The sequence below is a fragment of the Rothia sp. HSID18067 genome, assembly GCF_003989445.1.
GTDB lineage: Bacteria > Actinomycetota > Actinomycetes > Actinomycetales > Micrococcaceae > Rothia > Rothia aeria.
Genome location: NZ_RBMF01000001.1, coordinates 361,577 through 387,559 on the forward strand (window position 1 = coordinate 361,577; position 25,983 = coordinate 387,559).

The 25,983-nt window shown below is 57.4% G+C and carries 20 protein-coding genes and 6 tRNA genes; 19 read left to right on the forward strand and 7 right to left on the reverse strand.

All coding sequences use genetic code 11. The features are described 5' to 3' along the window. Positions 1–11: 11 nt before the first annotated feature. The 7 genes from D8M23_RS01660 to D8M23_RS01690 form a co-directional block, all read right to left on the reverse strand. The gene (locus tag D8M23_RS01660; RefSeq protein WP_238693727.1) at positions 12–1,295 is read right to left on the reverse strand and encodes an HRDC domain-containing protein; all 1,284 of its coding nucleotides are present in this window, start codon (positions 1,293–1,295) and stop codon (positions 12–14) included. A 135-nt stretch (positions 1,296–1,430) separates the two neighbouring features. Beyond that, positions 1,431–1,856 (reverse strand): peptide-methionine (R)-S-oxide reductase MsrB, encoded by a 426-nt coding sequence (msrB, locus tag D8M23_RS01665; protein ID WP_006887551.1) that lies wholly within the window; start codon positions 1,854–1,856, stop codon positions 1,431–1,433. A 38-nt stretch (positions 1,857–1,894) separates the two neighbouring features. Further along, positions 1,895–2,449: a GNAT family N-acetyltransferase gene (locus D8M23_RS01670; RefSeq protein ID WP_126853315.1), complete on the reverse strand. Its 555-nt coding sequence runs from the start codon at positions 2,447–2,449 to the stop codon at positions 1,895–1,897. Continuing rightward, positions 2,430–2,930 (reverse strand): Cys-tRNA(Pro) deacylase, encoded by a 501-nt coding sequence (ybaK, locus tag D8M23_RS01675; protein ID WP_126853317.1) that lies wholly within the window; start codon positions 2,928–2,930, stop codon positions 2,430–2,432. Before ybaK ends, D8M23_RS01670 begins: the two co-directional genes overlap by 20 nt. Before the next feature lie 89 nt (positions 2,931–3,019). Then, complete coding sequence (locus D8M23_RS01680) at positions 3,020–3,931, reverse strand: anti-sigma factor (RefSeq protein WP_126853319.1); 912 nt, start codon at positions 3,929–3,931, stop codon at positions 3,020–3,022. Beyond that, the gene (locus D8M23_RS01685) at positions 3,921–4,544 is read right to left on the reverse strand and encodes a sigma-70 family RNA polymerase sigma factor (protein ID WP_238693728.1); all 624 of its coding nucleotides are present in this window, start codon (positions 4,542–4,544) and stop codon (positions 3,921–3,923) included. Before D8M23_RS01685 ends, D8M23_RS01680 begins: the two co-directional genes overlap by 11 nt. 121 nt (positions 4,545–4,665) lie before the next feature. Next, a complete protein-coding gene (locus D8M23_RS01690; RefSeq protein WP_126500192.1) occupies positions 4,666–5,043 on the reverse strand; it encodes a hypothetical protein in 378 nt (125 codons plus the stop codon). Between the two features lie 358 nt (positions 5,044–5,401). Here D8M23_RS01690 and D8M23_RS01695 point away from each other — a divergent pair, with 358 nt between their 5' ends. The 19 genes from D8M23_RS01695 to D8M23_RS01785 all read left to right on the forward strand — a co-directional run bounded on the left by D8M23_RS01695 (position 5,402) and on the right by D8M23_RS01785 (position 25,983). Next, the gene (locus D8M23_RS01695; protein ID WP_126853322.1) at positions 5,402–7,213 is read left to right on the forward strand and encodes a cytochrome c biogenesis protein DipZ; all 1,812 of its coding nucleotides are present in this window, start codon (positions 5,402–5,404) and stop codon (positions 7,211–7,213) included. Positions 7,214–7,453: 240 nt separating this feature from the next. Beyond that, positions 7,454–8,506, forward strand: coding sequence for a cell division protein ZapE (gene zapE / locus D8M23_RS01700; RefSeq protein WP_126500190.1), 1,053 nt, complete (start codon positions 7,454–7,456; stop codon positions 8,504–8,506). Positions 8,507–8,808: 302 nt separating this feature from the next. Continuing rightward, positions 8,809–8,881, forward strand: a tRNA-Gly gene (locus D8M23_RS01705). Positions 8,882–8,929: 48 nt separating this feature from the next. Further along, positions 8,930–9,000, forward strand: a tRNA-Cys gene (locus D8M23_RS01710). Positions 9,001–9,021: 21 nt separating this feature from the next. Next, positions 9,022–9,093: transfer RNA gene (locus D8M23_RS01715), tRNA-Val, on the forward strand. A 730-nt stretch (positions 9,094–9,823) separates the two neighbouring features. Continuing rightward, complete coding sequence (locus tag D8M23_RS12015) at positions 9,824–12,211, forward strand: S-layer homology domain-containing protein (RefSeq protein WP_126853324.1); 2,388 nt, start codon at positions 9,824–9,826, stop codon at positions 12,209–12,211. A 282-nt stretch (positions 12,212–12,493) separates the two neighbouring features. Continuing rightward, positions 12,494–12,565, forward strand: a tRNA-Gln gene (locus D8M23_RS01725). Between the two features lie 26 nt (positions 12,566–12,591). After that, positions 12,592–12,664: transfer RNA gene (locus D8M23_RS01730), tRNA-Glu, on the forward strand. 224 nt (positions 12,665–12,888) lie between these two features. Further along, positions 12,889–12,960: transfer RNA gene (locus D8M23_RS01735), tRNA-Val, on the forward strand. 414 nt (positions 12,961–13,374) lie between these two features. Beyond that, on the forward strand, positions 13,375–14,250 hold the full coding sequence (locus tag D8M23_RS01740; protein ID WP_126853325.1) for a cytochrome: 876 nt from the start codon (positions 13,375–13,377) through the stop codon (positions 14,248–14,250). 74 nt (positions 14,251–14,324) lie between these two features. Continuing rightward, positions 14,325–14,903, forward strand: coding sequence for a peptide deformylase (gene def, locus D8M23_RS01745; protein ID WP_126853327.1), 579 nt, complete (start codon positions 14,325–14,327; stop codon positions 14,901–14,903). Positions 14,904–14,910: 7 nt separating this feature from the next. Then, the gene (gene fmt / locus D8M23_RS01750) at positions 14,911–15,840 is read left to right on the forward strand and encodes a methionyl-tRNA formyltransferase (RefSeq protein WP_126853329.1); all 930 of its coding nucleotides are present in this window, start codon (positions 14,911–14,913) and stop codon (positions 15,838–15,840) included. Further along, complete coding sequence (locus tag D8M23_RS01755) at positions 15,837–17,600, forward strand: RsmB/NOP family class I SAM-dependent RNA methyltransferase (RefSeq protein ID WP_126853330.1); 1,764 nt, start codon at positions 15,837–15,839, stop codon at positions 17,598–17,600. The genes fmt and D8M23_RS01755 overlap by 4 nt, the downstream gene beginning before the upstream one ends. Positions 17,601–17,635: 35 nt before the next feature. Beyond that, positions 17,636–18,325: a ribulose-phosphate 3-epimerase gene (gene rpe, locus D8M23_RS01760; protein WP_126853332.1), complete on the forward strand. Its 690-nt coding sequence runs from the start codon at positions 17,636–17,638 to the stop codon at positions 18,323–18,325. A gap of 256 nt (positions 18,326–18,581) precedes the next feature. After that, complete coding sequence (locus D8M23_RS01765; RefSeq protein ID WP_126853334.1) at positions 18,582–19,625, forward strand: ABC transporter substrate-binding protein; 1,044 nt, start codon at positions 18,582–18,584, stop codon at positions 19,623–19,625. 143 nt (positions 19,626–19,768) lie between these two features. Next, the gene (locus tag D8M23_RS01770; RefSeq protein WP_161971640.1) at positions 19,769–22,393 is read left to right on the forward strand and encodes a Cyclin D1-binding domain-containing protein; all 2,625 of its coding nucleotides are present in this window, start codon (positions 19,769–19,771) and stop codon (positions 22,391–22,393) included. Between the two features lie 123 nt (positions 22,394–22,516). Continuing rightward, entirely contained in the window at positions 22,517–23,623 is a 1,107-nt protein-coding gene (locus D8M23_RS01775; protein ID WP_037287561.1) for a hypothetical protein, read from the forward strand. A gap of 198 nt (positions 23,624–23,821) precedes the next feature. Next, a complete protein-coding gene (locus tag D8M23_RS01780; protein ID WP_006888690.1) occupies positions 23,822–24,874 on the forward strand; it encodes a FecCD family ABC transporter permease in 1,053 nt (350 codons plus the stop codon). Further along, positions 24,874–25,983, forward strand: a complete 1,110-nt coding sequence (locus D8M23_RS01785) for a FecCD family ABC transporter permease (protein WP_126853338.1) — start codon at positions 24,874–24,876, stop codon at positions 25,981–25,983. The genes D8M23_RS01780 and D8M23_RS01785 overlap by 1 nt, the downstream gene beginning before the upstream one ends.

Genomic DNA, 25,983 nt, shown 5'->3' on the forward strand with positions numbered 1-25,983 from the left:
TTCCACAGCGGTTACTTCTCCAGGTGTGCCACGAAAATCTGGTGCATTTGGGGTGCTAAGAGCTGCACCTGCCATCGGCGTGCACCGCACTCGTAGAGTGCAGCAGCCAGTGCATCCTGAGAGTACGGTTCAGGGGGTTCCCAGCATAGGCGCCGCGCGTACTCGGTGTTAATAATATTCTGTGCCGGGATGTCCAGCCGCTCCGACAGTGCGTTAATGACCTCACGCACCTCAGTGAATATTGCTAAAGATTCGGGGCGTTTCGTCTCCCACGCTTTTAACGGGGGAGGGGCGCTTGAGGGGGTGGAGTAGGGCACCGGGTCATGATCGCGGGCAGCATCGGTGATGGCACGCACCCACCGCGTGGCTTCCCGTTTCAGCAGGCGCGTCTGAAACCCTGGGATTTCCAGGATACCCGGCACCGTGTGCGGCATGGTTTTTGCTGCCGCCACCAGCGCCGCATCACTCAGCAGCCGTTTGGAATCAATGTCTTTCTTCTGCGCCAGCTTATCCCGCTCGAACCACAGGTTCCGCAGCGCCGTGAGCTGCCGCACCGAACGCAGCTCGTTGCGGCCCTTCGTTTTGCGCCACCTCTCGGCACGGTACTGCTGCTCATCGAAGGCGGGCATGAGGCACAGGTGCGCGAACTCTTCCCGAGCGATACCGAGCTTACCCTGCGAATCTAAGAGTTCCTCCACGGCGTCCCGCAGGTCAATGAGCACATCCACATCCAGGCTGGCGTAGTTCAGCCAGTTTTTCGGTAGAGGCCGGGTAGACCAGTCTTCCTTTGAGTGTTTTTTCGCCAGCCGGTACCCCAGCAGCTCCTCGACTACGGCGCCTAGGTTCACGCGCTCCATACCCGCAAGGCGTGCACCCAGCTCAGTGTCGAACAGGTGGTTAGGGCGCATCCCCAGCATGTCTAGGCTGGGGAAATCCTGGATCGCGGCATGAATCACCCATTCCGCATCGGTGAGCGCATCGTTAATGATGCGTAAATCCTTGAATGCCTCCGGGTCAATGAGGTAGATCTTATTGTCGCGTTTGAGCTGCACCAAAAATGCACGTCTGCCGTAACGGATGCCCTGCGCACGTTCCGTATCAACCGCGACCGGTCCCGATGCGCCTGCCAACTCGTCAGCTGCTCGGTGTAATGCCCTTTCGGTGTCAATAACGGGCGGAATAGGCACGGAAGGAGAGTCAAGGGGAACCACCTCAGGCACCACGAACCCCCGTAGCTCCCCAAGCGTATCGTCTGAGACAGGGGAGTGAGACGGCTCTGTAGAACTGGGGCTCATAAGATGCGGCATCCTTTGCTGGGGTGTGCGGTATGCCCACAAGGGGTGGCGGCCGCACCGAAACGGGCGTTCACTTTATTCTACCCACCGGGTGCTGCCCCTGACGGCAGCGGTGAGTGTGTTGTACTGCATAACCTATGGGGTGGTGCCGGCGGCGGGTTCAAGGCTCAGGCACACCGAGTTAATGCAGTACCGCAGGTCGGTGGGGGTGCCGTACCCTTCACCTTCAAACACGTGGCCCAGATGCGAATCGCAGGCGGCACAACGCACCTCTACCCGGCGCATCCCGAACGTAGTATCTTCCAGATACCGCACACGTTCTTCTGCAAGCGGGGCGAAGAAAGAGGGCCAGCCGCAGTGCGACTCAAACTTCTCAGCAGAGCGGAAAAGCTCGGTGCCGCAGGCTCGGCACGAATAGACACCCTCGGTTTTCGTGTCCCAGTATTCACCGGTGAAGGCTCGTTCGGTGCCGCCTTCACGCAGCACCGCATACTCCTCAGGGGTGAGGATTTCACGCCAGTTTTTCTCAATCTTCCCGGTGCCCGGTAGTGAGTTTCCCACTGCTGCTCCTTCAAATCTTCTCTTATGAGCTGTCGTCGTTATAACGGTTCCGGCTCAGGTTTTGTTCCCGGGCGGTACAGGTTCGTGACCCATTCGGTGACGGGCAGGGCCAGACCGTTCACCTGTGCCTCATAGCTGCTGCGCTGACGCATCCCTAAACGTTGGGCCACTGCCGCTGATGCCCGGTTGCGGGTGTGAATAACGGCATATACTTGCTGATGCCCAGCATCGGTAAGCTCACCCATCACCTGCTGGGCGGCACGGGTGGCGATGCCCTCACCCCAGAAGGCGCACCCAAGCCGCCAGGCCAGCTCAATCTGCCCGGTCGGGCCCCAATCGTTCACCCACCGATGGGCTCCGGTGAAACCAGCCACCTCACCATCAGCCAGCACCGTGTAAAGGCAGAACCCTTCCCGCTCATAGTCGGCACGAGCCCGCACCACCATATCCTCATAGTGGGCGAGTGAATCTGCGGGGCGCCCCAAATACTCCATGATGCGCGTATCCCTGAACAGCGCATACCATTCGGTGGCGTCCTCCGCAGTGGGGACCCGCAGCTCAAGGCACGGCGGCTCAGGCGCGAAGAGGCGCATAGCTGCCGCCGGTAAGTTTGAGCAGGTCGGCGGGGGAGAGCTCAATATCAAGCCCGCGTTTACCGCCAGAGACCATAATGGTCCGATACTGTTCGGCGCTGGCATCCAGGAGCGTGGGGGAAGGAGTTTTCTGCCCTAATGGCGAAATACCGCCCACCACATACCCGGTGCGGCGCTCGGCAATCTTCGGGTCGCACATGGAGGCGCTCTTCCAGCCAAGGGCGTGCGCCACCGCTTTCAGATTCAGCTGCCCGCTCACCGGAACCACTGCCACCGCGAAATCTTTGTCGTGCACAATCAGAAGCGTTTTAAACACCTGCTCGGGGTCAGCACCAAGTTTCTGTGCGGCCTCCAGCCCAAAGGAAGTTTCTCCCTCCGCATGCTCGTACTCGCGGATCTCAAAAGGAGTTTCAGTTTCCTTCAAGAGCGCAACCGCAGCGGTGGATGCGCCTTTCTTGCCGCCTTTATTCTTCTTAGCCATAGGGACTATTCTACGAAAACGAGAGGGCCAACCTCTAAGGCACGTATTACCTCCACCTGCATAGGGCTGGGGTGCCTGCACGCGTTCTCCTACACAACATTTTCCAGCATGGCGGGTTTCTGACTAGGGGAATGAGCCGATTCATCTTCAATCGATATACCAAAGTCGGTGACCCTACTCAGGTCATGCTCTGTCATGGTTGTGACCCCGGCACCACGGCCAGCAGAATTGAGGGTTCCCGACCCCACAATAGTGCCTTGAGCATCGTACAGCCAGAGTTTATAGACCTTCCCTTCAGGCAGTGCAGGCAGATTTGTTGTTGAAACACCCGCCATATTGTGGGATGGGGAGTACATGACCGATACCGGCATACCGTTGACTTTCCCCTGAGCCATTGAAAGGTCAGGCGCCGTACTGATTTGCTCGACGATCGACTGGTCACCGGGGTGCGCAGCTGCCGAAGAAGACGCCCTCGCGGCTTGAAGCTCCTGAGAGGTACGCTCCAATTGCTGATGCTGTGCGAACCCCCACACACCCAGGCTAGCGGCAATAACAATACTCGCCGCAGCTGTCAGGCGAGACGGAGAGAGCAACCCCTGAACCCCGAACCACCGCCGCTTAGCCCGCGCATAGGCGGAATCCTCTGAGCCTGCGGTAGTTTCAGTGTCGTCCGCAGGATCTGAGGCAGAGGGACTTTGGTTTTCGGCAGAATCGCTCGTATGCTCGGTAAGCTCATCATCTGCGCCTATCTCGTGGGCTGGCTGGATTTGCTCGGTATGCGCAACCTGCGCCATCACACGGGCTTTAATCTCAACGGACGGCTCAAGCGGGGTGAGCGAAGTGCCGAAAACCTCGGAGAGAGCCGCAGCATCAGCCTCAGCGTCTTCGCGCTCCTGTTTGGAAGCCCACGATTCAAATGCTGCGCGCTGTGTTGGCGAAAGCGTGTGGAGGGCATAGTCGAGTTTATCGGGAAAATCTTCGGGATAGTCTTTAGCGTTCACGGGTGCCCTCCAATCGTTCACGTAGTTTCTGCATGCCAGCGCGCATACGGGTTTTGACAGTTCCTAGAGGAATACCCGTTTCATCAGAGATCTCACGCTGCGATTTACCACCGAAATATGCCATGGTGAGCAGCTGAGCTTGTTCACGTGGAATACCCGATAGGGCATGATGAACCTCCTCGGTATCCATAAAAGCAGCTAGTGCGTCATCAACGTGATGATACGATTCCCGATACTCCTCAAGACCGCGTGTGAAATCACGTTCTGCGGAGGCCGCAACGGAGCGTACCCGGTCAACCGCACGGCGGTGAGCAATAGTTGCAGCCCACGACAATACAGCACCGCGTTCTGCACGGTATAAAGGCGCTTTTTGCCATATTTCGAGAAAAACTTCTTGGGTGACTTCTTCCGCATGCGTTCGGTTATGAAGAATGCGGTTAATAAGCGCGTACAGACGCGGCACAAGTGCATCGTATAGAGCTTCAAAACAGTGCTCGTTCCCTGCGGCAGCGCACTCCATCAATGCAGCTAAGCGCTGATATTCCTGAGGGATTTGGGCGGTTTTCTGAGCTTCTTTATACGCCGAAGTCACCCGACGATCCAAAAAAGTCATAACCATATCATATCACCCTCAATAGTGACATTTGATTATTCTATCTATAGGAAATAAAGCTTAGGTATGTTTTACACCCCAGAAAATATTCCAGGGTGTAAAGCAGCATACCGGCAAAATACTATTTCGACATGGCCGAGGCCGAAGGAGACATCATGGCGTCTTTGCTCTCCATTTTGCCGTCCTTATCACCGTCCATCTTATGATCATCATGTTTCTTCTCGTCATGATCTCCCTGCATTTTATCGCCGCCCATCTTGCCGTGGTCGCCATCCATCTTGTCCCCAGACATGGCGGACTGGCTCGGCATAGCTGAGGGAGACATCATTGCGTCTGAACTCATCATGGCAGAAGAAGAGGGGGCGGACGACGCAGAAGAACTCGACGATGCGCTCGGCGATGAGTTCTGATTGGAGGCGTTAGAAGAACATGCAGAAACACCAGCAACTAGAGCCACAGAAGCAGCAGCGAAAGACACAGTGCGAAGAATAGCGGACATACATAACTCCAAATCTTATACCGGCACGGGCAGCCCACAGGTGCACCCATGCCATTGCGAAATATTCAGAATCCTGAACCGGACTCACAAAGTATTCGGAACATGCAGCCCGTTCGGATTGCAAAACCTCAAAAATTTTTTAAACGATGCGTGTGCGGCCATTCGTGAACAACCCCAGAGAAATTTCATGGGCTGTAGTATTGCGCAGTAAGAGAGCACATGAAAACGCCGCCAAGTGTGCAGGGGCCGCCATAAAAATAATTCCAACCAAACCGAAACCGCACTCTGTTCCGAATATAACCATGACAACACGCGGGGCAGCATCGCCCCGTATGAGCAATCCAAGAGGAAAATAACTATGCTGTTATCACTCATCATCCTTGGCATACTCGGTGGTCTTATTACCGGAATCTCACCCTGCATCCTGCCTATCCTGCCCGTTATTCTTGTCACCGGCGGTGCCGATTCGGCGCGCACCGCATCCGTTGACAACGGGCAAACAGACACGGTAAAAGACTCCGCGAACAATGTGCAAGCCCTGTTCTCACGCAGAAGCGCGGCCCTGACAAACACAACTTCAGCACCCACACAGCGCACCGCATCACGCTGGCGCCCCTACCAAGTTGTGGGCGGGCTTGTTCTGAGTTTCAGCCTCTTTACCCTGCTCGGTTCGGTTATTCTTGCTGCCTTGCACCTGCCGCAGGACACGCTGAGGATTCTAGGAATAACCTTCCTCATTATTGTTGGGTTGAGTATGTTTATACCCCCGCTGGAGCGCCTGCTCGAAAAACCCTTCGCGAAATTCTCACAACTCGGAGCGAAACGCAGCACCACACGCGGCGGTTTCCTCATGGGGCTTGCTCTCGGCCTCGTCTATGTGCCCTGCGCGGGCCCGGTTCTTGCAGCTATTACCCTTGCCGGCGCAACCGGAAATATTGGCGTCGAAACCGTAGCACTCACCCTATCTTTTGCTCTTGGAACAGCCATCCCGCTGCTGATCTTTGCTCTTGCGGGGCGGAGTATCGCCGAACGGGTTAAGACGTTCCGCACCCACCAGCGCGGAGTACGCACCGCCTCGGGCATACTCTTAATCGCCCTGTCGATCGGGCTGATATTTAACGTTCCCGCTCAGCTGCAGCGCGCAATCCCGAACTATACGGAAGGGATTGAGCAGGCCATTAGTCAAGGTACGCAGAACAATATTATTTCCTCCTCGGCCGGTGGGGCGATCAGCACATGCCGACCCGACGAAGAAAAATTGCAGGACTGTGGCTCTGCCCCGGAAATAGCGGGCGGCACGGGTAACTTTAACACCAAGAATCAGCCAACTCTCACCAATCTGCGTGGAAAAGTCACACTCGTTGATTTCTGGGCCTACTCGTGCATTAACTGCCAGAGGACCGCACCGCATCTGAATGAACTCTACGCCAAATACCGTGATTATGGCCTGGAAATAGTGGGAGTACACACACCGGAATATGCGTTCGAGCACGAAGCTAAGAATGTCCAGGCGGGCATTGAGAACCTAGGTATTAAATACCCGGTAGTTCAAGACAACGACTATGCCATTTGGCGTGCTTACAGCAACCGCTACTGGCCCGCGCACTACCTCATCGATAGCGAAGGCAAACTTCGTGCTGTTCACTATGGTGAAGGCGGGCACAAGGTGACTGAAGCGCAGGTGCGCGAACTTCTCAAAGCCGCAAACCCACAAGTGCAGCTTCCAGACCCCATTCACAAGGACGATGCGCAAGAACAAACACAGAACACGCACGATGCCCGAACCCCAGAAACATACCTGGGGGCTAAACGTGCAATGTACTTCGCAGGACATGGAAACTACTCCAGCGGAACCCAAACCTTCAAACCGGCAGACCGTCTAGACATTGATCACTTCGACCTCAATGGTACGTGGGCCATGACCCCCGAACGTATTGAGCCTCAAGGAAGCGACGGCACTTTGCGGATTAACTATCGTGCCCACGGAGTACAGGTTGTTGCCGGTGGCAGCGGCACCATTGAAGTGCGGCGCAACGGCACAACGGAAAAGATCCACGTTGACGGCGCTCCTAATGCTCACCACATTGTGCGTGGCGATGAGCAAAGCAGCGGAATTATTGAACTCAAAGTCTCGCCGGGAGTGCAGCTGTACTCGCTCACCTTCTCATAAATCTACACCCCGAAACCTTAGGCAGGCTCACCCCTAAAACTAAACCCGGGACTGTGTTTTCAAGGTTTTAGATCGCACATGACTAAAACCACGTACAACGCATAGTCCCGGGTTTTACCGCGGTTTTCCCGCCGCTGCACCCAGAGGGGAAAGAGCTCTGAGCACCAGGCGGCAGTAGGCCCCGCGCATCCGTACTAAACTTAAGACAAGTAACATAGATGTCACTCAGAAAGTTATATCGTGCCCGTCACCTACGAACACCTTACCGACCGTACCCCCCACGTCTCTGCCGACGAGCTACTCGCGGGTTTCCGCCCCTCCGAACGGTTCGGTGAAGTGTCATTCGACAGCTACATTCCTGACCCCAACCAGCCCTCCCAAGCCGAAGCAGTACAAAAACTCAAAACCTTCGGCGACAAAATCAATAAAGGGGGAGGAACCGGCGGGTTCTTCGGCAAACTCTTCGGAGGTAAGAAAAAAGACACCACCAAAGCCGGACTCTATCTCGACGGCGGGTTCGGTGTTGGTAAAACCCACCTTCTAGCTTCCCTGTGGCACTACGTTGACGGTCCCAAAGCCTTCGGCACCTTCGTCGAATACACCAACCTGGTTGGTGCCCTCACCTTCCGCAAAACCGTGGAGGCACTCAGCAGCTACAAGCTGGTGTGCATTGACGAATTTGAGCTTGACGACCCCGGTGACACCGTGCTCATGTCCCGCCTGATGCGCGAACTCGCCGATGCGGGCGTTAAACTCGTCGCAACCTCCAACACCCTCCCCGGTGCCCTCGGTGAAGGGCGCTTCGCCGCCGAAGACTTCAAACGCGAAATCCAGGTGCTCTCACAGCAGTTTGAGGTACACCGTGTGGACGGTGAAGACTTCCGCCACCGTGGTCTCCCCGCCGCTCCCGAGCCCGTCACCGACGCGGAACTTGACGCGAAAACGGAGGAAGTCTTCGGCAGCAAACCCGTCGCCGTTGATAACTTCACCGACCTCGTAGCGCACCTGGCGAAAGTGCACCCCTCCCGTTACCGCCAACTCATTGATGGTTTAGAAGGCATAGCCTGGCGCAACGTGCAGCCCATTACTGAACAAGCGGTGGCCTTACGTTTCGTGGTGCTCGCCGACCGCCTCTACGACAAAGACCTGCCGATCGTCTCATCCGGGGTGCCCTTCGACCAGGTGTTCACCCCCGAAATGCTCGCTGGCGGGTACCAGAAGAAATACTTCCGCGCGGTCTCCCGTCTAACGGCGCTCGCCCGTGAAGGTCTGCTTGGCGAAACCGAACAATAAGCCCGTGCCCGCCCTCCCTGATACGCCCCTCAGCGTCCGCCCGCAATAGGGCGGGTACCTGAGGGGTATTTTCGGGTGTTTCCAGCACATAAACCGGTGAAGTGTGAGCGGGTACACTCCCAAAATTCTTGATGTATTCGGTGTTACATCCGCCCGAAAAACTAGTTCTAGCCCGCAAAATCAAGGAACGCGTGGATAACAGCCAATGATTTGGCAAGAACCCAAAAACCGCGTATAGTTTTTATCTGTCAGAACGACCGGGGGTCAAACCTCGTGCGAAAACCTCAAAAGGTAGCTGATACGCGGTTGTAGCTCAGTTGGTAGAGCACCACCTTGCCAAGGTGGATGTCGCGAGTTCAAGTCTCGTCAACCGCTCGTAGGACTCCTAGAGTTCGGAACCCCATCTCTCACAGAGAGATATACGGTGAGGTGGTCGAGTGGTTAGGCAGCGGCCTGCAAAGCCGTGTACGCGGGTTCGAATCCCGTCCTCACCTCGCACAACATCATAATGTTGAGCGCGATTGGCGCAGCGGTAGCGCGCTTCCCTGACACGGAAGAGGTCACTGGTTCGATCCCAGTATCGCGCACAAGTATGGAATCCTCGGATGTTAAGTCCGGGGATTTTTTGTGTACCCGGGGGCGAACCAGTGACCTCCTCGGGCTGACGCCCTCGGCGAGGGAAAGATTTATTGGTGCCTCGCGCGCTCGGAAAATTCTTCCCCTCGCTGGTTCGAACCCAGTATCGAGCACAAGTATGGAATCCTCGGATGGTAAGTCCGGGGATTTTTTGTGTATCCGGGGGCGAACCAGTGACCTCCTCGGGCTGACGCCCTCGCTGCGAGAAAGAAAGGGCGCACATAGTGCGTACACAAAGCCCGCTCACTACACCCTCAATAACCTGTGGCGATGTAGACAGAAGCTCATATCATACGTCACTATTATTGCCTGCCAATCACGGCAGCAACGTACCGCCATAGGGGTACGAGGCCAGAGCATAGTGACAGTATGTCATTAAAGTTTTTTAAAATGCTACAGAATTATAAAAATAGATATCTGTCGAGGAGCCCCGCCCAGCAGGTTGCTAGAACCCATGAAAATCTTAGGAGTCCGGGAACACTGAATGAGAATAAAAACAGGGGAGTGAAAAAATATAACAATATGCAGACAGAATGTCTGTAAAATATCGTTCTGAGCCACCCTGGTCTGTTGCTTTTTGCCCCTGAAAAGGTAATTATTGACTCTGTATCATCTTAGGGTTATCTATCCTAAGTCAGAACCGGCGGGCTTTCACCCCGTCGCACATACAAAGGAATATACATGGCTCCTCTCTTTAACCTAACGCAGGGAAAGACTCTCAAGGGAATCACCATTGGCGCACTGTCGCTCTCTATGATCGGCGCATCCTTTACGATGCCCGCCTCATTCGCAGCCGAGAACTCGGCGCAGAAAGTCGATACTGAAAAGACTCTGGCAAAGCAGATTCAGGGTATCGCAGGTCAGTACCAGATCGCTCACTCCAAGAACAACAACAAAGTCTTCGTAGCAGGCTCAGACCGTACCATGGGTGCCTCAACCCTGGCCCGTCTTGACGCAACCAGCATGAAAGTTGAGGCAGTAGCAGGGCTGCCTGTTACCCGTAGCGGCACCGGTTACGAGGCAGGTTACAGCTCTCTTGCAGCATTCGGTATCACCGTAGATGACGTAAACAATACCGTGTGGGTAACCAATACCCGCAACGACTCCGTCTCAGTGTACGACCAGAACACCCTCAAACTGCTGTGGACCAACTACACCCCCGGTTATGAGGGCACCGAAGCTGAAATTGAGCACCCCCGCGATGTGAAGATTGACCACGCGACCGGTAAGGCATATGTGACCGGCCGCTACTACATCTCATCCATCGACCTGAAAACCCACGAGGTCAAAAAGCTGCGGATCGACCCCGATGCTTCCGGTCGTGTCTCGCCGATGAACATGAACATTGATGGCGACAAGATGTACGTGCCGGTTCGCTCCTCTGACACTGTGAAGATCATTGACCTCAAGAGCTTCAGTGTCGAGAAAGAATACAAGGTGCACGCCGATGTTGCCGGCAAAGAAGTGCGCCCCTCCGACTCTGTAGTAGACCACAGCACTAACGAACTGTACGTCTCGTCCCAGGGGCTGGATGGCGCCAACTCCGGTGTGACCGTGTACGACCTGAACACCGGCGAATACAAGAAGAGCATCCCCTTCGGTGAACAGGCCCTGGCCATGGTCAACGACGACGAGCGCGACCTCGTATACGTTACCGACTTTAAGACCGGCAAGGTTGGTGTGATCGACACCCGCTCCTCCCAGATTATTGGTGAGGTTCAGGCCGGCGCCAAGGGTGCTAACGACATCACCATCGGTGCCGAGGGCGAAGTTTACGTCGCTAACAAGGACGGCTACGTAGCTGAGGCAACCGTACCCTACGCCGTAGACCGTGCAACCGGCGACTACACTAACTCCACCCAGTCCGTTGACTCCATCACCAAGGTGAAGGTCAGCACCACCGAAGGCGAAGCACCCAAGCCCGACCCCAAACCTACCCCTGCTCCTGAGACTCAGACTGTGACGGCTGATGATGGTGCGTCGCTTTCTGGTGTGAAGGTTGCTCGGGTGGGGCAGGAGATTGTGGTGTCTGGTTCTGGGTGGAAGGATAAGAATGGGGGTGGGTCTGTTGCTGCTGTGAAGCTTGATGGGGGTGCTGTGGTGCCTCGTGGTCAGGTTTCGTATGGTGGTAAGGAGTATGGTTCGCGTGGTGTTGTTGCTGTTGTTGAGGCGGATGATGCGGGTAATTTTGTGGCTCGGATTCCGTTTCCTTCGGCTGATAATTCGAATGTGAAGGGTTCGGATTGGGGTGTTGGTTCGAAGCATACTGTGACGTTTTTGTCGGGGTCTTTGAAGGTTGATGGTGGGGGTAAGAAGGTTGATGTGGTGCGTTCTGCTGAGTTGGAGGTGACAGTAGGCGAAGCGGCTGCCGCCCCCGCAGCAGATGCCCCGAAGGCCGATAACGCAGCAGACGCCAAGGCTGAGGTCGCAAAGATCACCCCCCGCCAGGCAAAGTTCGAAGGCTACCCGCCGGTCACCCCCACCGACCCGGACAAGTCTCTGGCTAAGGTAAACTTCAAAGACATCGACTCCAACCCATTCAAGGCAGAGATTAACTTCATTGCCGAGAAGGGGATCACCACCGGCTGGTCCGACGGCACCTACCGTCCCGGCGATAAGATTGAGCGCGGTGCAATGGCTGCTTACCTCTACCGTCTGGCAGGCTCGCCCCGCTACGCAGCACCGGCAGAGTCTCCCTTCAAGGACGTAAAGACCACCGATCCCTTCTACAAGGAGATCGCCTGGTTGCAGTCCACCGGCATTACCACCGGCTGGAGCGACGGTACTTTCCGCCCCAACGAGACCGTGAACCGTGACGCCATGGCTGCCTTCTTCTACCGCGCTGCTGGATCGCCCGAGTACACGAACGCTAACCCGGCCAAGTTCAGCGACGTGCAGGATAACCCCTTTGCTAAGGAAATTGCGTGGCTTGAGGAACAGGGCATCACCACCGGCTGGCCCGACGGCACCTTCCGTCCCGGACAGGCTATCGACCGTGATGCTATGGCCGCATTCATTGCACGCTACATGAAGAAGTTCGATCACGTGCAGACTGTGCCCGCACATTAAGAGGCGTAAACAGGTGAAACGGTAACTTCACACCGTTCTACCCTCTCACGGGCGGGGTGGACGCAAACCCGGAATTAATGGGAGCGCCCACCCCGCCGTTGCGCGGAATCGGCATGCAGAAGGGGAGAGCTTGGCCTTGAAACGGCAGGGGTAAGGCACCGTGAGCGGCTGTGATGCACGTCTACTAATGCGAAGTTGCACGCCCGAAAATAACTCGGTATAGTTATTATCCGTTGCAGTGATACAGCATTACAAACAAGCAACAATAACTCAATAGAGTAATGGGGTATGGTGTAATTGGCAACACTACGGTTTCTGGTACCGTCATTCTAGGTTCGAGTCCTGGTACCCCAGCAAACACCCACTATTTTGGGTGTTTCGGCCCCATCGTATAGCGGCCTAGTACTCCGCCCTCTCACGGCGGCAACACCGGTTCAAATCCGGTTGGGGTCACGCTAGAAACAAAGAATCCTCGGTTCCAAAGAACCGGGGATTTTCTATTGCCGCGGCATATCCGCAAGCCACCACAATGCTGATGCAAACCCTGCATTCCCCTCCAGCAGCCCCGCTAAAAGATAAATGCTCAACCCCCACCTGCCGGGAAAGGAAACTAACCCCAAAACCCGCCCAACAAATTTGACGAAGGCCCTCGGCGGCGGTAGAGTATTTACCTGTGAGCGCGATTGGCGCAGTGGTAGCGCGCTTCGTTCACACCGAAGAGGTCACTGGTTCGAACCCAGTATCGCGCACAAATGATTAGGAATCCTCGGATGGTAAGTCCGGGGATTTTTTGTGTACCCAGGGACGAACCAGTGACCTCCTCGGGCTGACGCCCTCGGCGAGGGAAAGATTTATTGGTGCCTCGCGCGCTCGGAAAATTCTTCCCCTCGCTGGTTCGAACCCAGTATCGCGCACAAATGATTAGGAATCCTCGGATGTTAGATCCGGGGATTTTTTGTATTGTTACCGGATAACCTGAAGCCGCTGTTTTCTGGCTAAATCTCTGGACATAACCAGCAATATGACCGCAAAAGGACGCATAACCCAGCCCCCGAGAACTCGCACGGCACCCCACCTGCTAGGGTGCCTGAGCCCAATCTAGTAGACTTGAAACCGAAGAAAATCTTTCGGCCCGCACCGGCGGGGGATAGTAGGTACCATCAGTGACAGCGCCACAACTGGCAACTGCGACCGACCACGGCCGCATGTACTCCCGCATCCGCGGAGGTGAACTGCTCGTCCCCTCCATTACCACCGTTATTGGGCAGCACGCCACAGACCTCAGCGGCTGGCACAGTTACATGGCCGCCAAAGCCGCCCTTGAAGATCACCGTACCTACCGGGCCTCAGGCTCCCAAGGCCTCAAATTCGCCATTATTAAAGACGCCTCAGCAGCCTCTGAATGCTACCGGGATGCCGCAGCAGAACGTGGCGACAGGGTACACAACTACGCCGAAAACATTGCCTTACGCGCCATGGGCAAACCCCACGACGTTGAAACCTGCCGCGAACACCTCATCCGCAACGGAGAACAAGCCTACGCAGACCGGTTCGACGAATGGTGGGACGCCTTCCGCCCCAAGCCCCTCGCCGCAGAAGTAACCATCTGGAACGATACCGTGGGGTACGCGGGGACCCTCGACCTCGTCGCCGAAATCGCCGGACGCACCTGCATTATCGACTACAAAACCAAAGGCACCGACCGCAAAGGCAGGGTAAAACCCCTAGACGCAAAAGTCGTGATGCAGCTTGTTGCCGGGCTCAAAGCCGAAGAAGCCCTCATAGACCCAGACACCGGAGAATGGGAACCCTGGCAGTACGGAGACGCCCCCATCCTCATGGGCGTGGCCCTTGGCGAAACCCAGGTGGTGCCGCACCAGGCAAACCCGCGCATCCTCGAAAAAAACTGGCGGAAATTCTGTGCGCTTCGCCGAGTATGGGAATACAACCGCGACGTCAACGAATTCGACGACGCCGCCCTCATGCCCGTTATTCCTCCGCCCGCACCCAAAGCACAACCGCATCACAACGCCGCATAATATAAACCCGCCGGTTCTAACACCCACAGACAGCGACACATCGTGCGCGGGCACACCGCCTAAAGGAGGCACCCATGACAATCCTGAGTATCCGCACCGTAGGCGACCCTGTGCTACGGAGCGAATGCCAGCCCATCACAGTATTCGACAAAGAATTAGCAGCACTCATCGACAATATGCTAGAGACCATGTACGACGTCGAAGGAGTGGGCTTAGCCGGGCCGCAGATTGGCATAGACAAGCAAATCTTCACCTACGGCGGCATTGATGACCGTGAAGGGTACATTATTAACCCGGTGCTAGAAACCGGTGAGGAAACCCAAGAAGGCGGTGAAGGGTGCCTCTCCGTACCAGGCATTAAATCCGAGACACCCCGCAAAAATTGGGCGCGCGTACGCGGAGTAGACCGGCACGGTAACCCCCTAGAACTTGAGGGGGAAGGACTGTTCGCGCGCATGCTTCAGCATGAAACAGACCACCTCCACGGCACCCTATTCATCGACAAACTCACCGGAGATGACCGTAAACGGGTGATGCGCACTATCCGCGCCGGGAAATACGCCGCTGTCGCCGGTAAAACTACGGCCGAACGCGCCACCAGGGTGAGCGGTGCATTCGGCAGTTTCGGTGCCGCCGGAAGCCTCGGGAAGTAGGAGAGCCATGAAAATCTTGTACGCCGGCACCCCAGAAATAGCAGTGGCCCCCCTCAACGCTCTAGTTGCCTCCCAAGAAGTAGAGGTGGTGGGGGTACTCACCCGAGAAGACGCACCCGTGGGGCGTAAACGGATCCTGAGCGCATCTGCCGTAGCCCAACGAGCCGAACAGCTGGGAATTCCAGTAATTAAAGCCTCCCAGTGGTCTGCGCAGACCGCCCACGCTATTGCGTCCCTCGGGGCGGACGCCGCCGCCGTTGTCGCCTACGGGGCGTTACTGCCTCAAGAAGCACTTAAGCTACTGCCCCACGGGTGGGTGAACCTGCATTTCTCGGCGCTGCCCGCATACCGCGGCGCAGCCCCCGTGCAGCGTGCCCTGATGGCGGGGGAAACCACTATCTATTCGAACACTTTCCTCATTGAAGAGGGGCTGGACACCGGGCCAGTTTTTGAATGTGACTCGACCCCGGTCGGCGATGAAGACACGGCAGGGAGCATCCTGAACCGTCTGGCAGAAACCGGAGGGGAGCTGCTGCTGCGCACATTCGCACGCATTGCTGAGGGACAGACCGGAACCCCCCAAACCGGTCAGGCAAGCTACGCCCATAAGATGAGTATCGCTGACGGGCGCCTAGACTTTAACGGACCTGCCGAACGGGTGCTTGCGACGTTCCGGGGCGTCACCCCAGAACCCGGTGCCTGGTGCGAACTTGCGGGCAACCGCTTCAAAATCGCTGCCTTGCAGCGCGGCTCGCACGAAACTGAGCTTGCCCCCGGGCAGGTACAGTTACGGGGCAAAAAGGTGTATGTTGGCACCGGGGCGGGGGAGTTGCAGCTGGTGCGTGTGCAGCCCGCCGGGAAAAAGGTTATGGATGCGCCCGCCTGGGCGCGCGGGGTAGGCAGCGACCTCGCCGAAGGGAAAGTGGTTTTGGCATGAGCGAACAGCATAATAACGACGGCCAGCATCCGCCCCGCCGCCCCGCTGCAAAAGGAACGGCTCGCGGCGGGCGATTTGATGGCCGCACCAGTGAACAGCGCCGCACCTCCCGCACCAAACCCACCGGTGGTGGGCAGAAACGTGGCGGAGGCGGCGCCACTGAACGCAACCGGAAAGGGCATGAGCGTAACCGCCGCAGCCTGTCACAGCGCAGCTTCTCTGCCAGCGCCCCATCACAGCGTAGCCGTACCGCAGACCCCGCCCGGCTGGTAGCTTTCGAGGTGTTACGTGCCGTTGCCGAATCTGACGCTTACGCGAACCTGGTACTTCCCAAAACTATTCGCGCGCACCGGCTTGACCACCGCGACGCCGGGCTCGCTACTGAACTTACCTACGGTACCTTACGCAACCAGGGCACCTATGACGCTGTTTTAGCGCGCTGCGCCGACCGGCCCCTCCATAAGATCGGCACCACCACCCTCATTATTCTGCGGATGGGCGCACACCAACTGCTTAAGATGCGGGTGCCCGCCCACGCGGCCCTGAATCAGAGTGTTTCGCTGGCGCGTGAGCGAATCGGCTCGGGCCCATCCGGGTTCATTAACGCCGTGCTTCGCCGGGTGAGTGAGCGCACCGCCGATGAGTGGTTTGAGCTCATTGAAGCCGAGTCAAAGGACGAGACTGAACGGATGGGTTTTGCAACCTCGCACCCGGCGTGGATTGTGCGTGCTATGCGTCAGGCGCTTGCCGCGCACGGGCGTGACCCTCAAGAGATCCGTGCACTGCTGGAGGCTAATAACGTCTCACCCGTGGTGAACCTGGTGGCACTGCCGGGGGTGGGAGACTTGCGTGAGGCAGAGGAAAACGGTGCGGTCCCCGGGGAACTCGTTGAGGGCTCAGCCCTGTACTCTGCTGGCGACTTGGCGCGTCTAGAAAGCGTGAGAGAAGGCACCGTGCGGGCTCAAGATGTGGGGTCCCAACTGGTGGCCCGTGCCTTGGCCGCCGTACCTATTGAGGGCAGTGACCGCACCTGGCTTGACATGTGCGCAGGTCCCGGCGGTAAGGCGGCTCTTCTGGGCGCTCTTGGTGCCCAGCGGGGGGCTCACCTGGTGGCGAATGAATCAGCGCCGCACCGCGCGAAGCTGGTTGAGCAGTCCATGCGCCCACTCCCTGAAGAAACGTATACGGTACTCACTGGGGACGGCAGGAGTATCACCGCAACCCTCACCCGTGAAGCCGCTAAATTACCGGATAGCGTGGGGCCGGATGCCCTGTTTGACCGTGTTATGGTGGATGCGCCCTGCTCGGGTTTGGGCGCGTTACGGCGCCGCCCGGAGGCCCGCTGGCGTAAGACCCCGCGCGATATTGCGGATCTTCTGCCGCTGCAGGGGCAGCTGCTGGATGCGGCGATTGAGGTGACCCGCCCCGGCGGTGTAATTGCGTATGTGACGTGTTCACCGCACGCCGCCGAAACCCAGAATATTGTGGCTGAAGCTCTGGAAAGCGGGAAAGTTCACTTGCTGGATGCGCGCACCGCCCTGCAGGCGGTGGCCCTGCGAGAATCAGGCAGTGACGAATCGGGGGATGACGGCTCGCCTAGGAGCGTGCTGGCGGGGGAGAAAGACCCCGGAACCCAGCCTGAGGTACACGTGAAGCGGGGTGCGCCAGCCGTGACTGATGCTGCATCAAGCACGGCACAACTGTGGCCGCATGTGCACGGCACCGACGCCATGTTTTTGGCGTTGTTCCGTAAAAAATAACAAAGGGACGGGCACCACACGAGGAGGTTCACACAGTGGGGATTCATATTCACCCCTCAATCTTGTCGGCCGATTTCGCAAATTTGCAGGCTGAGCTGGAGAATATTTCAACCGCGGACGCGGCGCATATTGATGTGATGGATAACCATTTTGTTCCCAACCTTACATGGGGGCTTCCTGTGGTGAAGCGTCTGCGTGAGGTTTCCCCGGTGCCGTTCGATGTGCATTTGATGATTGAGGACCCTGACCGGTGGGCCCCACAGTATGCGCAGGTGGGGTGCGAATCGGTGACTTTTCACGCCGAAGCCGCAACGGCCCCCATTAAACTGGCCCGCACGTTGCGGGAGCTGGGCGCTGCAGCAGGTATGGCGTTGCGCCCTGCTACCCCCGTGGAGCCTTACCTGGATATGCTCTCTGAGCTGGATATGCTGCTGGTGATGACGGTAGAACCCGGGTTTGGCGGGCAGGCGTTTCTGGACGTGACGCTGCCGAAGATCCGCCGTGCCGCCGAGGCCGTTGCCGGTTCTGAGACTCCGGTGGTTGTGCAGGTTGACGGGGGAGTGACGCAGGAGAGCATTGTGCGGGCGGCAGAGGCAGGGGCTACATGTTTTGTGGCGGGCAGCTCGGTGTACGGGGCGCAGGACCCGCAGCAGGCGATCACGTCGCTTCGTGAGAGGGCAACCCGCGCATACGCTAAAACATGGGGTGCCTGTGGGTGCGGGTAGTAACCATTGTGGGCATTGTGATGCTTAATAAATGTTTTACCTAAAAATATTTGCGGACTATATGAACATCACACATATTTTTTAGGGACATAGTGTCATCATAACCGTAAAAAATATGTGAAGATGGCTGTACTTCCCTGTAAAAACAGGGAAGTACAGCCATCTTTCTTGCGGTGAGTCATAATTTTCGTTTCCTTGAAGTAAAGCTAAGATAGCGGTAAGGTTAGGTGGAGTTTAGTAGTAATTAGGGAGAGCTATGTCTTTCGAGAAAAACGAAGTTTCTAGCGAGTCGATCATTAATCGCCGAAACTTCATGGGCTTGGCACTGGCATCTGGTGCGGCCTTCACACTCGCTGCATGCAGCGGTGAATCCACCTCCTCAAGCACCTCCGGTGGAAGTGGGGAAACCCGCAAGATAGAGGATATTGACGAGGAAGAGGTCAATGTCCCTGTAAAACCTCAGCGTGTGGTTACTCTCTCTGAACCTACTTTGGATGCGGCCCTGGCCCTGGGAATCAACCCCGTAGGTACTGTGTCGGGGCGTGGGCAGTCAACTGTGCCGAACTACCTCAAAGAGAAAGCGAAAGATGTTCCGCTGATTGGTACCGTGGCACAGGTGAATTACGAGAAAATTGATGCGCTGGAACCGGATCTGATCCTTGTCGATTCCACCGGTGTGGATAAGCGTTCTGATGCCTACAGCACTCTGACAAAAATCGCCCCGGTGGTGTACTGCGGATACGCTGGCGGTGACTGGCGCATTAACTTCCGCAATGTTGCCAACGCTTTGAACCTCAAAGATCAGGGCGAGGATCTCATTAAAAACTATGAGGCTTTAGCCACAAAAACCAAGGAAGAACTCGCCCCCAAGTACGGGGATAAGACCTTCTCCATCGTGCGCTGGGCTGGTAACGGGCCCGCCCTGATCCTCAAGGAGCTGCCTGCCGGGCAGGTTCTTGAAGATTTGGGCCTAAAACGCCCGCCCGCACAGGACCGTAAGGGGCAGGGACACTCCGACCCGGTGTCTCTGGAGAACCTGGCAAATATTGACGCCGACTACATGTTCTTAGGCACGTTGGGCGGCGCAAGCCAAGAAAACCCCGAAGCTCAGGGCAATGCGGGCCTTGAAGGCGCTGAAGAAGCGCTCAAGAAGGCGAAAGAAACTTCCGGCTTTACCGAGCTGAAAGCATATAAGGAGAATCACGTAAAACTCGTGGACGGCTCCAAGTGGACCTCAACCGGTGGTCCGCTTCTCATGCAGGGAATTATTGAAGACGTCAAGAAGGACCTGCTGGGCTAGACTCCCCCGAGAGAAAAGATCCCGTTGAAGCACCCAACTTCGGGTATTCTTTCGGACACAAACAGCATCGCACACCATAACTATATGAGGCGGTCCCCAGCCGCCACCAACCACTAATCCACATGAAGAAACGGAACAATCGCATGACTCGGCACACTCGTTACGCTGTTACTTACGGCGCAGTTGTTGCTCTCGCCAGCGCTTTGGTGGCGCCCTCCGCAGCTTTTGCTGCACCGGATGCCACCGGTGGGGAAATAACCCCCGCTGCTCAGCAGCGCCCCAAGGCCGCCACCCAGCAGGCCAATAACACCGATACCGACCAGCAGACTGTGACGGCTGATGATGGTGCGTCGCTATCTGGTGTGAAGGTTGCTCGGGTGGGGCAGGAGATTGTGGTGTCTGGTTCTGGGTGGAAGGATAAGAATGGGGGTGGGTCTGTTGCTGCTGTGAAGCTTGATGGGGGTGCTGTGGTGCCTCGTGGTCAGGTTTCGTATGGTGGTAAGGAGTATGGTTCGCGTGGTGTTGTTGCTGTTGTTGAGGCGGATGATGCGGGTAATTTTGTGGCTCGGATTCCGTTTCCTTCGGCTGATAATTCGAATGTGAAGGGTTCGGATTGGGGTGTTGGTTCGAAGCATACTGTGACGTTTTTGTCGGGGTCTTTGAAGGTTGATGGTGGGGGTAAGAAGGTTGATGTGGTGCGTTCTGCTGAGTTGGAGGTGACAGTAGGCGACACCAAAGCAGAGCCCCAGCAGACCCCCGCACCGCAACAGCCTGCTGAGGAGGAACAGCAACAGCCCCAGCAGCCTAAGGCAATGCCACAGACCCCGCGGAGCGAGAACCAGACGCGGCAGCCATCCAAGGACAAAGACCAAGCCCAGGTGCAGCCCCAGCAGCCCACGGATGAGAATGATACGTCCAACTGGGTTAAGCTTGATGCCCCCGCAACCGGGCAGGGTAGCGCGGGCGTAATGTACGTTAAACCCTACACCACCGGTAAGGGCTCGAAGCTACGTATTAAAGGCAGCGGCTGGACGAACACCAAAGGCGATGGTGGCTCCACCGTGGCGCTGAAGCTGAACTACCTGAAGGACGGCAAGCCCGCCCAGTATTCGCGTACCGGTGGTCATGGTGCCATCGATCGGTACCTGCAGGGTAAAGGGCAGAAGGCGGACTCCACCACGTGGGCTCTGCTGATTCCCGATGCCGGCAAAGCAAACCCCGCCCAGGGGCTTTACGCGCTGAACCCTGACGGCACCTTCGATATTGAGATCGACGTTCCCGAGCAGCTGCAAACCGGTAAGACAGGCGACTACCTGAGCATTACCGCACAAAGTGGCCGTAACGCCCCGAACGACACTCAGCGCGCGGCAACCTCCAAGACCATTCCCGTGAACGGTCAGGCTGCCGCAGAATACAAGGAACCCGAGAACACAGATGTGTGCTCCCCTGAAGGCGGGGACTTCAGCCCCAAGCTGAAGATTGAGAACCCGACCGTGGAACCCGGCGGTAAGCTGCATATTACCGGTAGTGGCTGGTGCAACCCAGACGATAAGCGCGTCTCAAAGATCGGCTTGAAGATTGATGACGGCTCCGTCCCACACAATGATGCCACTAAAGTGAACTCGAACCTCACCATCTGGGCGATCGTAGAACCCGATGCGAAGACCGGTAATATCGACACCTATATTGACCTGCCCACCGCCGAAAATACCGGTCTGAGTGGGGAAGCGCTCAAGAATGTCACCAGTGGTGAGCACACCCTGCGCCTGCTCACCGGCAGCCTCCGTAAGGGAGACCGTCACGGCACCTACGGTGGCCCCGAAGGCGATAATGGTGTGAATACCAAGTTCGTGATTGGCGACTACAAGCCCGGCGCCGACCCTGCATCGGTACCCGCCAGCCAGTTGGGTGAAGGCGACCGCCACGGCGTGAGCGTTGAACACAACGGTAAGCAGCTGACCGTGAAGGTTCCCGAAGCTGAACCGGGCACCTGGGTGAAGGTTACCCCCTACCTGGGTGATTCAGCGCAGCTGGCTCGGGCTTCTAAGTGGGTGCAGCTGGATCAGAACCGCACCGTCAGCTACACCATGAGCGGGGAGCTGCCCGCCGCAGACTACCGCATAGTGGTACAGAGCGGTAACCAGGGGGAGAACGGCAAGGTTCTTGGCTGGGCCCCGCTGCACGTTGCCGAAGCAACCGAGAGCACCCCCAGTGGTGGTGGCACATCAGGGCGTGGCAGCGTATCACCCGCTGACCAGTCTTCCTACGATTCGGCTGAGCCTGACGTAACGATTGATGAAGACGGACAGGCATGGGATAGCAGCGGCAATGCGGTATCCGTAACCACCGCCCCGGCACCTTACCAAAACGCAGGGGTTGGGTATGTCTCCAGCAGCATCGGCACCAGCCCCGCCTCCATCGCACCGTTTACTTCGGGCACCCGGAGCGTGGTGGTTGCTAACGCCAAGTCAAAGGCAGTCTCTGCCCGCAAAGCAACCTCAGCGAACGGGAAGTCAAAGTCAACGGGCCCGGTGAAGAACGCCGCCAAGAAGACGGTGCAGGCAAAGGCCGCCAACGACAACAACGGCAACGATACCGCATCACAGGGCGGCAGCCCCCAGGCTAAGGTCGAGCACCGGGTGAACGGCACCGAACTGACCGGTTTCGCCAAGTGGTTTGCCAATAACGCCAATAACCTGTTGATGTCCCTGGCCGGTATTGTGCTGCTTGCCTTGGCGCTGACTTTCAAGAAAAAGAACAGCGACTAGATTTCCTGACCATTCATAGGGTGTCTATAACACACCGTTTCTGGCGCCCCGCCCCGCTGCCACAGGACCACGGGGTGAGGGTGCCCCGCCCCTAAGATTTAGTATTGTTACGAGAGGACTACCGTGCGTTTCTCTACACCTTTTAGTAAGGCCGCTACCGTATGCGCCGCTGCCACCCTCAGCCTGGGGCTGAGCGTAGGTACCGCATATGCACTGCCCCCCAGCGGCGCCAGCGGCAACACCACCGGAACCAGCTCCACCGTGAGCCCCACGGTAAAACCCGGAGGCGTGATCTCGTTTACCCTCAAAGGATTCCCCCAGAACACTATGGTGTCTGTCAAGATTGATGACGGTGATGCCTGCCCCGCCGATGCACCCCAGGGCGCCTGTGTGGTGCACCAGCAGAAGAGTGACGGTAACGGTAACGTATCGGGTTCGTTCGTGCTGCCCCGCGACCTGAAAAACGGCGAGCACACCCTGCGTTTCTTGGCCGCCGGTGCAAAGAAAGACTCAAAGGGTACATATTTGGGCACCGATCCATACAGTAATAAGAGCCCGGTCTTTACTGTCACCGGCGGTAGCGACGGCGGAAACAAGAGCGGTGGAGGCAACTCCGGCGGTTCATCCTCAGACTCTGGTTCCTCCAATAACAACGGCGGTGGATCACGCTCAAACGGCGGATCCCGCAGCGGCGGCAATAAATCTGGTGGCGGTGGTGCCTCCAATAATAATGGCGGCGGCGGATCCTCCAATAACGGTGGTGGGGCTTCCGGTGATGGCGGCTCATCCAATAACAGCGGCGGGGGGACCTCCGGCGGCGGCACCTCTGCTAACGGCGGCGGGACTGCTGACAGCGGAGAAACCGAGTACGTGGATGCCGACGGCAACACAATCACCAAAGAAGAGTACGACCGTCTGAACTCCGAAAATGGCGGCGACTCCGAAACCGAAGGTGACGCCGATACCTCAAACGCTGAGGACGGTACCACCACCAACGGTGAGAAAAAGCAGAAGTCTTCGAACGGTACCACCCAGAAGAAGGCTACCGCAAAGGCGAATGCTTCCGGGGTGAACAAGCAGTCGAACTCCTCCGATAAGGCGCAGGCCAAGAACGAAACCACGAACACGACCATCACCTACGGTTCTGAGTTCCCGTGGATTGGTACGATCGTACTGGCCGCAGCAGCTATTGCGGCAGCCATTATCGTGATCGTACGCCGTAAGGCGTAACCCCTCAAGACACGCACGCGCCGCACGGCACCCCGGTATACCAGCCCTGCGGCGCGTGCGCTCATCTCACAAGACCTGCCGACCAACGCCCGAAACGTACACTGTATACGCCACTCAAAGGGCGGTGTGAGAACCATTTTCGGGTGCTGCAGGTTTACTCATCACAAGCCACACCAATACTATTCCCAAGGAGTCTCGTTGAGCACTACCACTCAGCGAGCCGAAGTCCCAACAACCGCGCTCAGCGGCCACGGTGCTAAAACCGCTCAACGGATCACCTGGCTCATCGTCTTCGCGGCTCTGCTGGGGGCGAGCATTATCGCCTCGCTCCTTTTCGGTTCCAACAACTCTATCTCCCTTCAAGCGGTTCTTGACGCCTTCAACGGCACGGCATCACCCCAGACCAGTATTATCGTTTTTGAGCAGCGTATTCCCCGCACTATTGTGGGGATCACCTGCGGCGCGGCGCTAGCGGTGGCAGGCTCGCTCATGCAGTCTCTCACCCGTAACCCGCTGGCCGAACCCGGCCTCATGGGTGTCAATGCGGGTGCTGCTGTGGCGGTGGTTCTTTCGGTGTTCATCGGTGGCGTGATGGGCATCTGGCAGTATATGGTAGTCGCTGTTATCGGTGCTGCTATTGCGGCAGCAGCAGTGTATGTTTTAGGGCGTGGTAAAGACGGCTCCATTGTCAAACTCGCCCTCGCCGGTGTGGCAATCTCTGCGGCTTTGGGCTCTTTCACCCAGGGCCTTATTCTCATTAACCAGGACGCCTACAACGAGTTCCGCCTGTGGGTGGCCGGCTCCCTGGAAGGGCGTGGGGTGGCAATCGCTGCAGCAATCGGCCCGGTGATCGCCGCCGGTGTGCTGCTGGCGTTTTTCGTGGCCCCGGCTATTAACGCCCTGAGCATGGGGGAGGACGCTGCCATTTCTCTGGGGGTGAGCGTACAGACCACTCAGAACCTGACCCTGCTGGCGGTGACGGTTCTCGCCGGTGCCGCAACGGCCGCCATCGGGCCCATCTCGTTCGTGGGCTTGGCGGTGCCGTTCGTGGTGCGCGCCCTGCTCGGAAACGACGTGCGCTGGGTGAATATAGGTTCAGCACTTCTGGGGCCGGTGTGGCTTTTAGGCACTGATGTGCTTGCCCGCGTTCTTCAGCATGAACACGAAACCCAGGTGGGGATTGTGGCTACCCTCGCGGGCGCACCAGTGTTCCTGTTCCTCATGACCCGGCGGAAGGTGGAGGCGCTCTAATGGCCACCTCGCCCACTATCAATATCGTAAAATCCGCTGATTCGCAGCAGGCCCCAACGAAACGCCGCAACCGCAGCCGCAGCCTCGGCGGGAAAGCTGTGGTAACCCTGCGTGGTCCTGTCGCCGCGCAAATCCCGTGGCGTGTGGTGATTCTGAACTCTGTGCTTGTTGCTGTGATCCTCTGCCTGAGTATTTGGGCACTCATGCAGGGTGATCGTGAATACAGCGCATTCCAGGTGATTGACACGCTCTTAGGGGGCGGAACCCGGTCGTCCCGCATTTTCGTCCCCCTGCGGGCTGCGCGTATTGTTGCGGCGCTGCTGGTGGGTGCCGCACTGGGTCTATCGGGCGCTATTTTTCAGGTGATTTCCGGTAATACTCTCGGCTCGCCCGATATTATCGGTTTCACCAATGGTGCCGCCACGGGTGCGCTTCTTCAAATTATTGTTTTTAACTCCGGCCCTGTTGAGGTTGCCGCCGGAGCCGTCATCGGTGGTTTAGCGACCTCCCTGCTGGTGTGGCTCATGACCCGGCATACGGGGCTGCGCGGTTTCCGGCTGGTGCTGGTGGGTATTGGGGTGGGCTCCACCCTGGCTGCCCTCAATTCTTTGCTGGTGGTGCGTGCCTCCCTCACCCAAGCGCAGACCGCCGCCTCGTGGCTGGCCGGTTCCCTTAACGATATTGTGTGGGAACGCAGCTTTGCTCTCATGATCGCAATGGCGCTTGTGGTACCAGCTTTGCTGCTTGTGACGCGCCCGCTGGGTGCCATCCGGTTTGGGGATAATGTGGCTGCCGGTCTTGGGGTGAGCGTGAACCGTTACCGTGTGGCGGCCCTGTTTATTGGTGTGCTGCTGGTTTCTTTGGCGACCGCCACCACCGGCCCGGTCGCGTTTGTGGCGCTGGCCGCCCCGCATATTGCCAAGACCCTCACCAAAACAAACGGGGTGGGGTTCACCAGTTCTGCACTCATGGGGGCGCTGCTGGTGTTTGGCTCGGACCTGATTGGGCGGTACGTTATCCCAGGCGGTATGCAGGTGGGCGTGGTCACCGGCGCTATTGGTGGGCTGTACCTGATGTACTTGATTTATCTTGAGAGGAAAAAGAGCTAG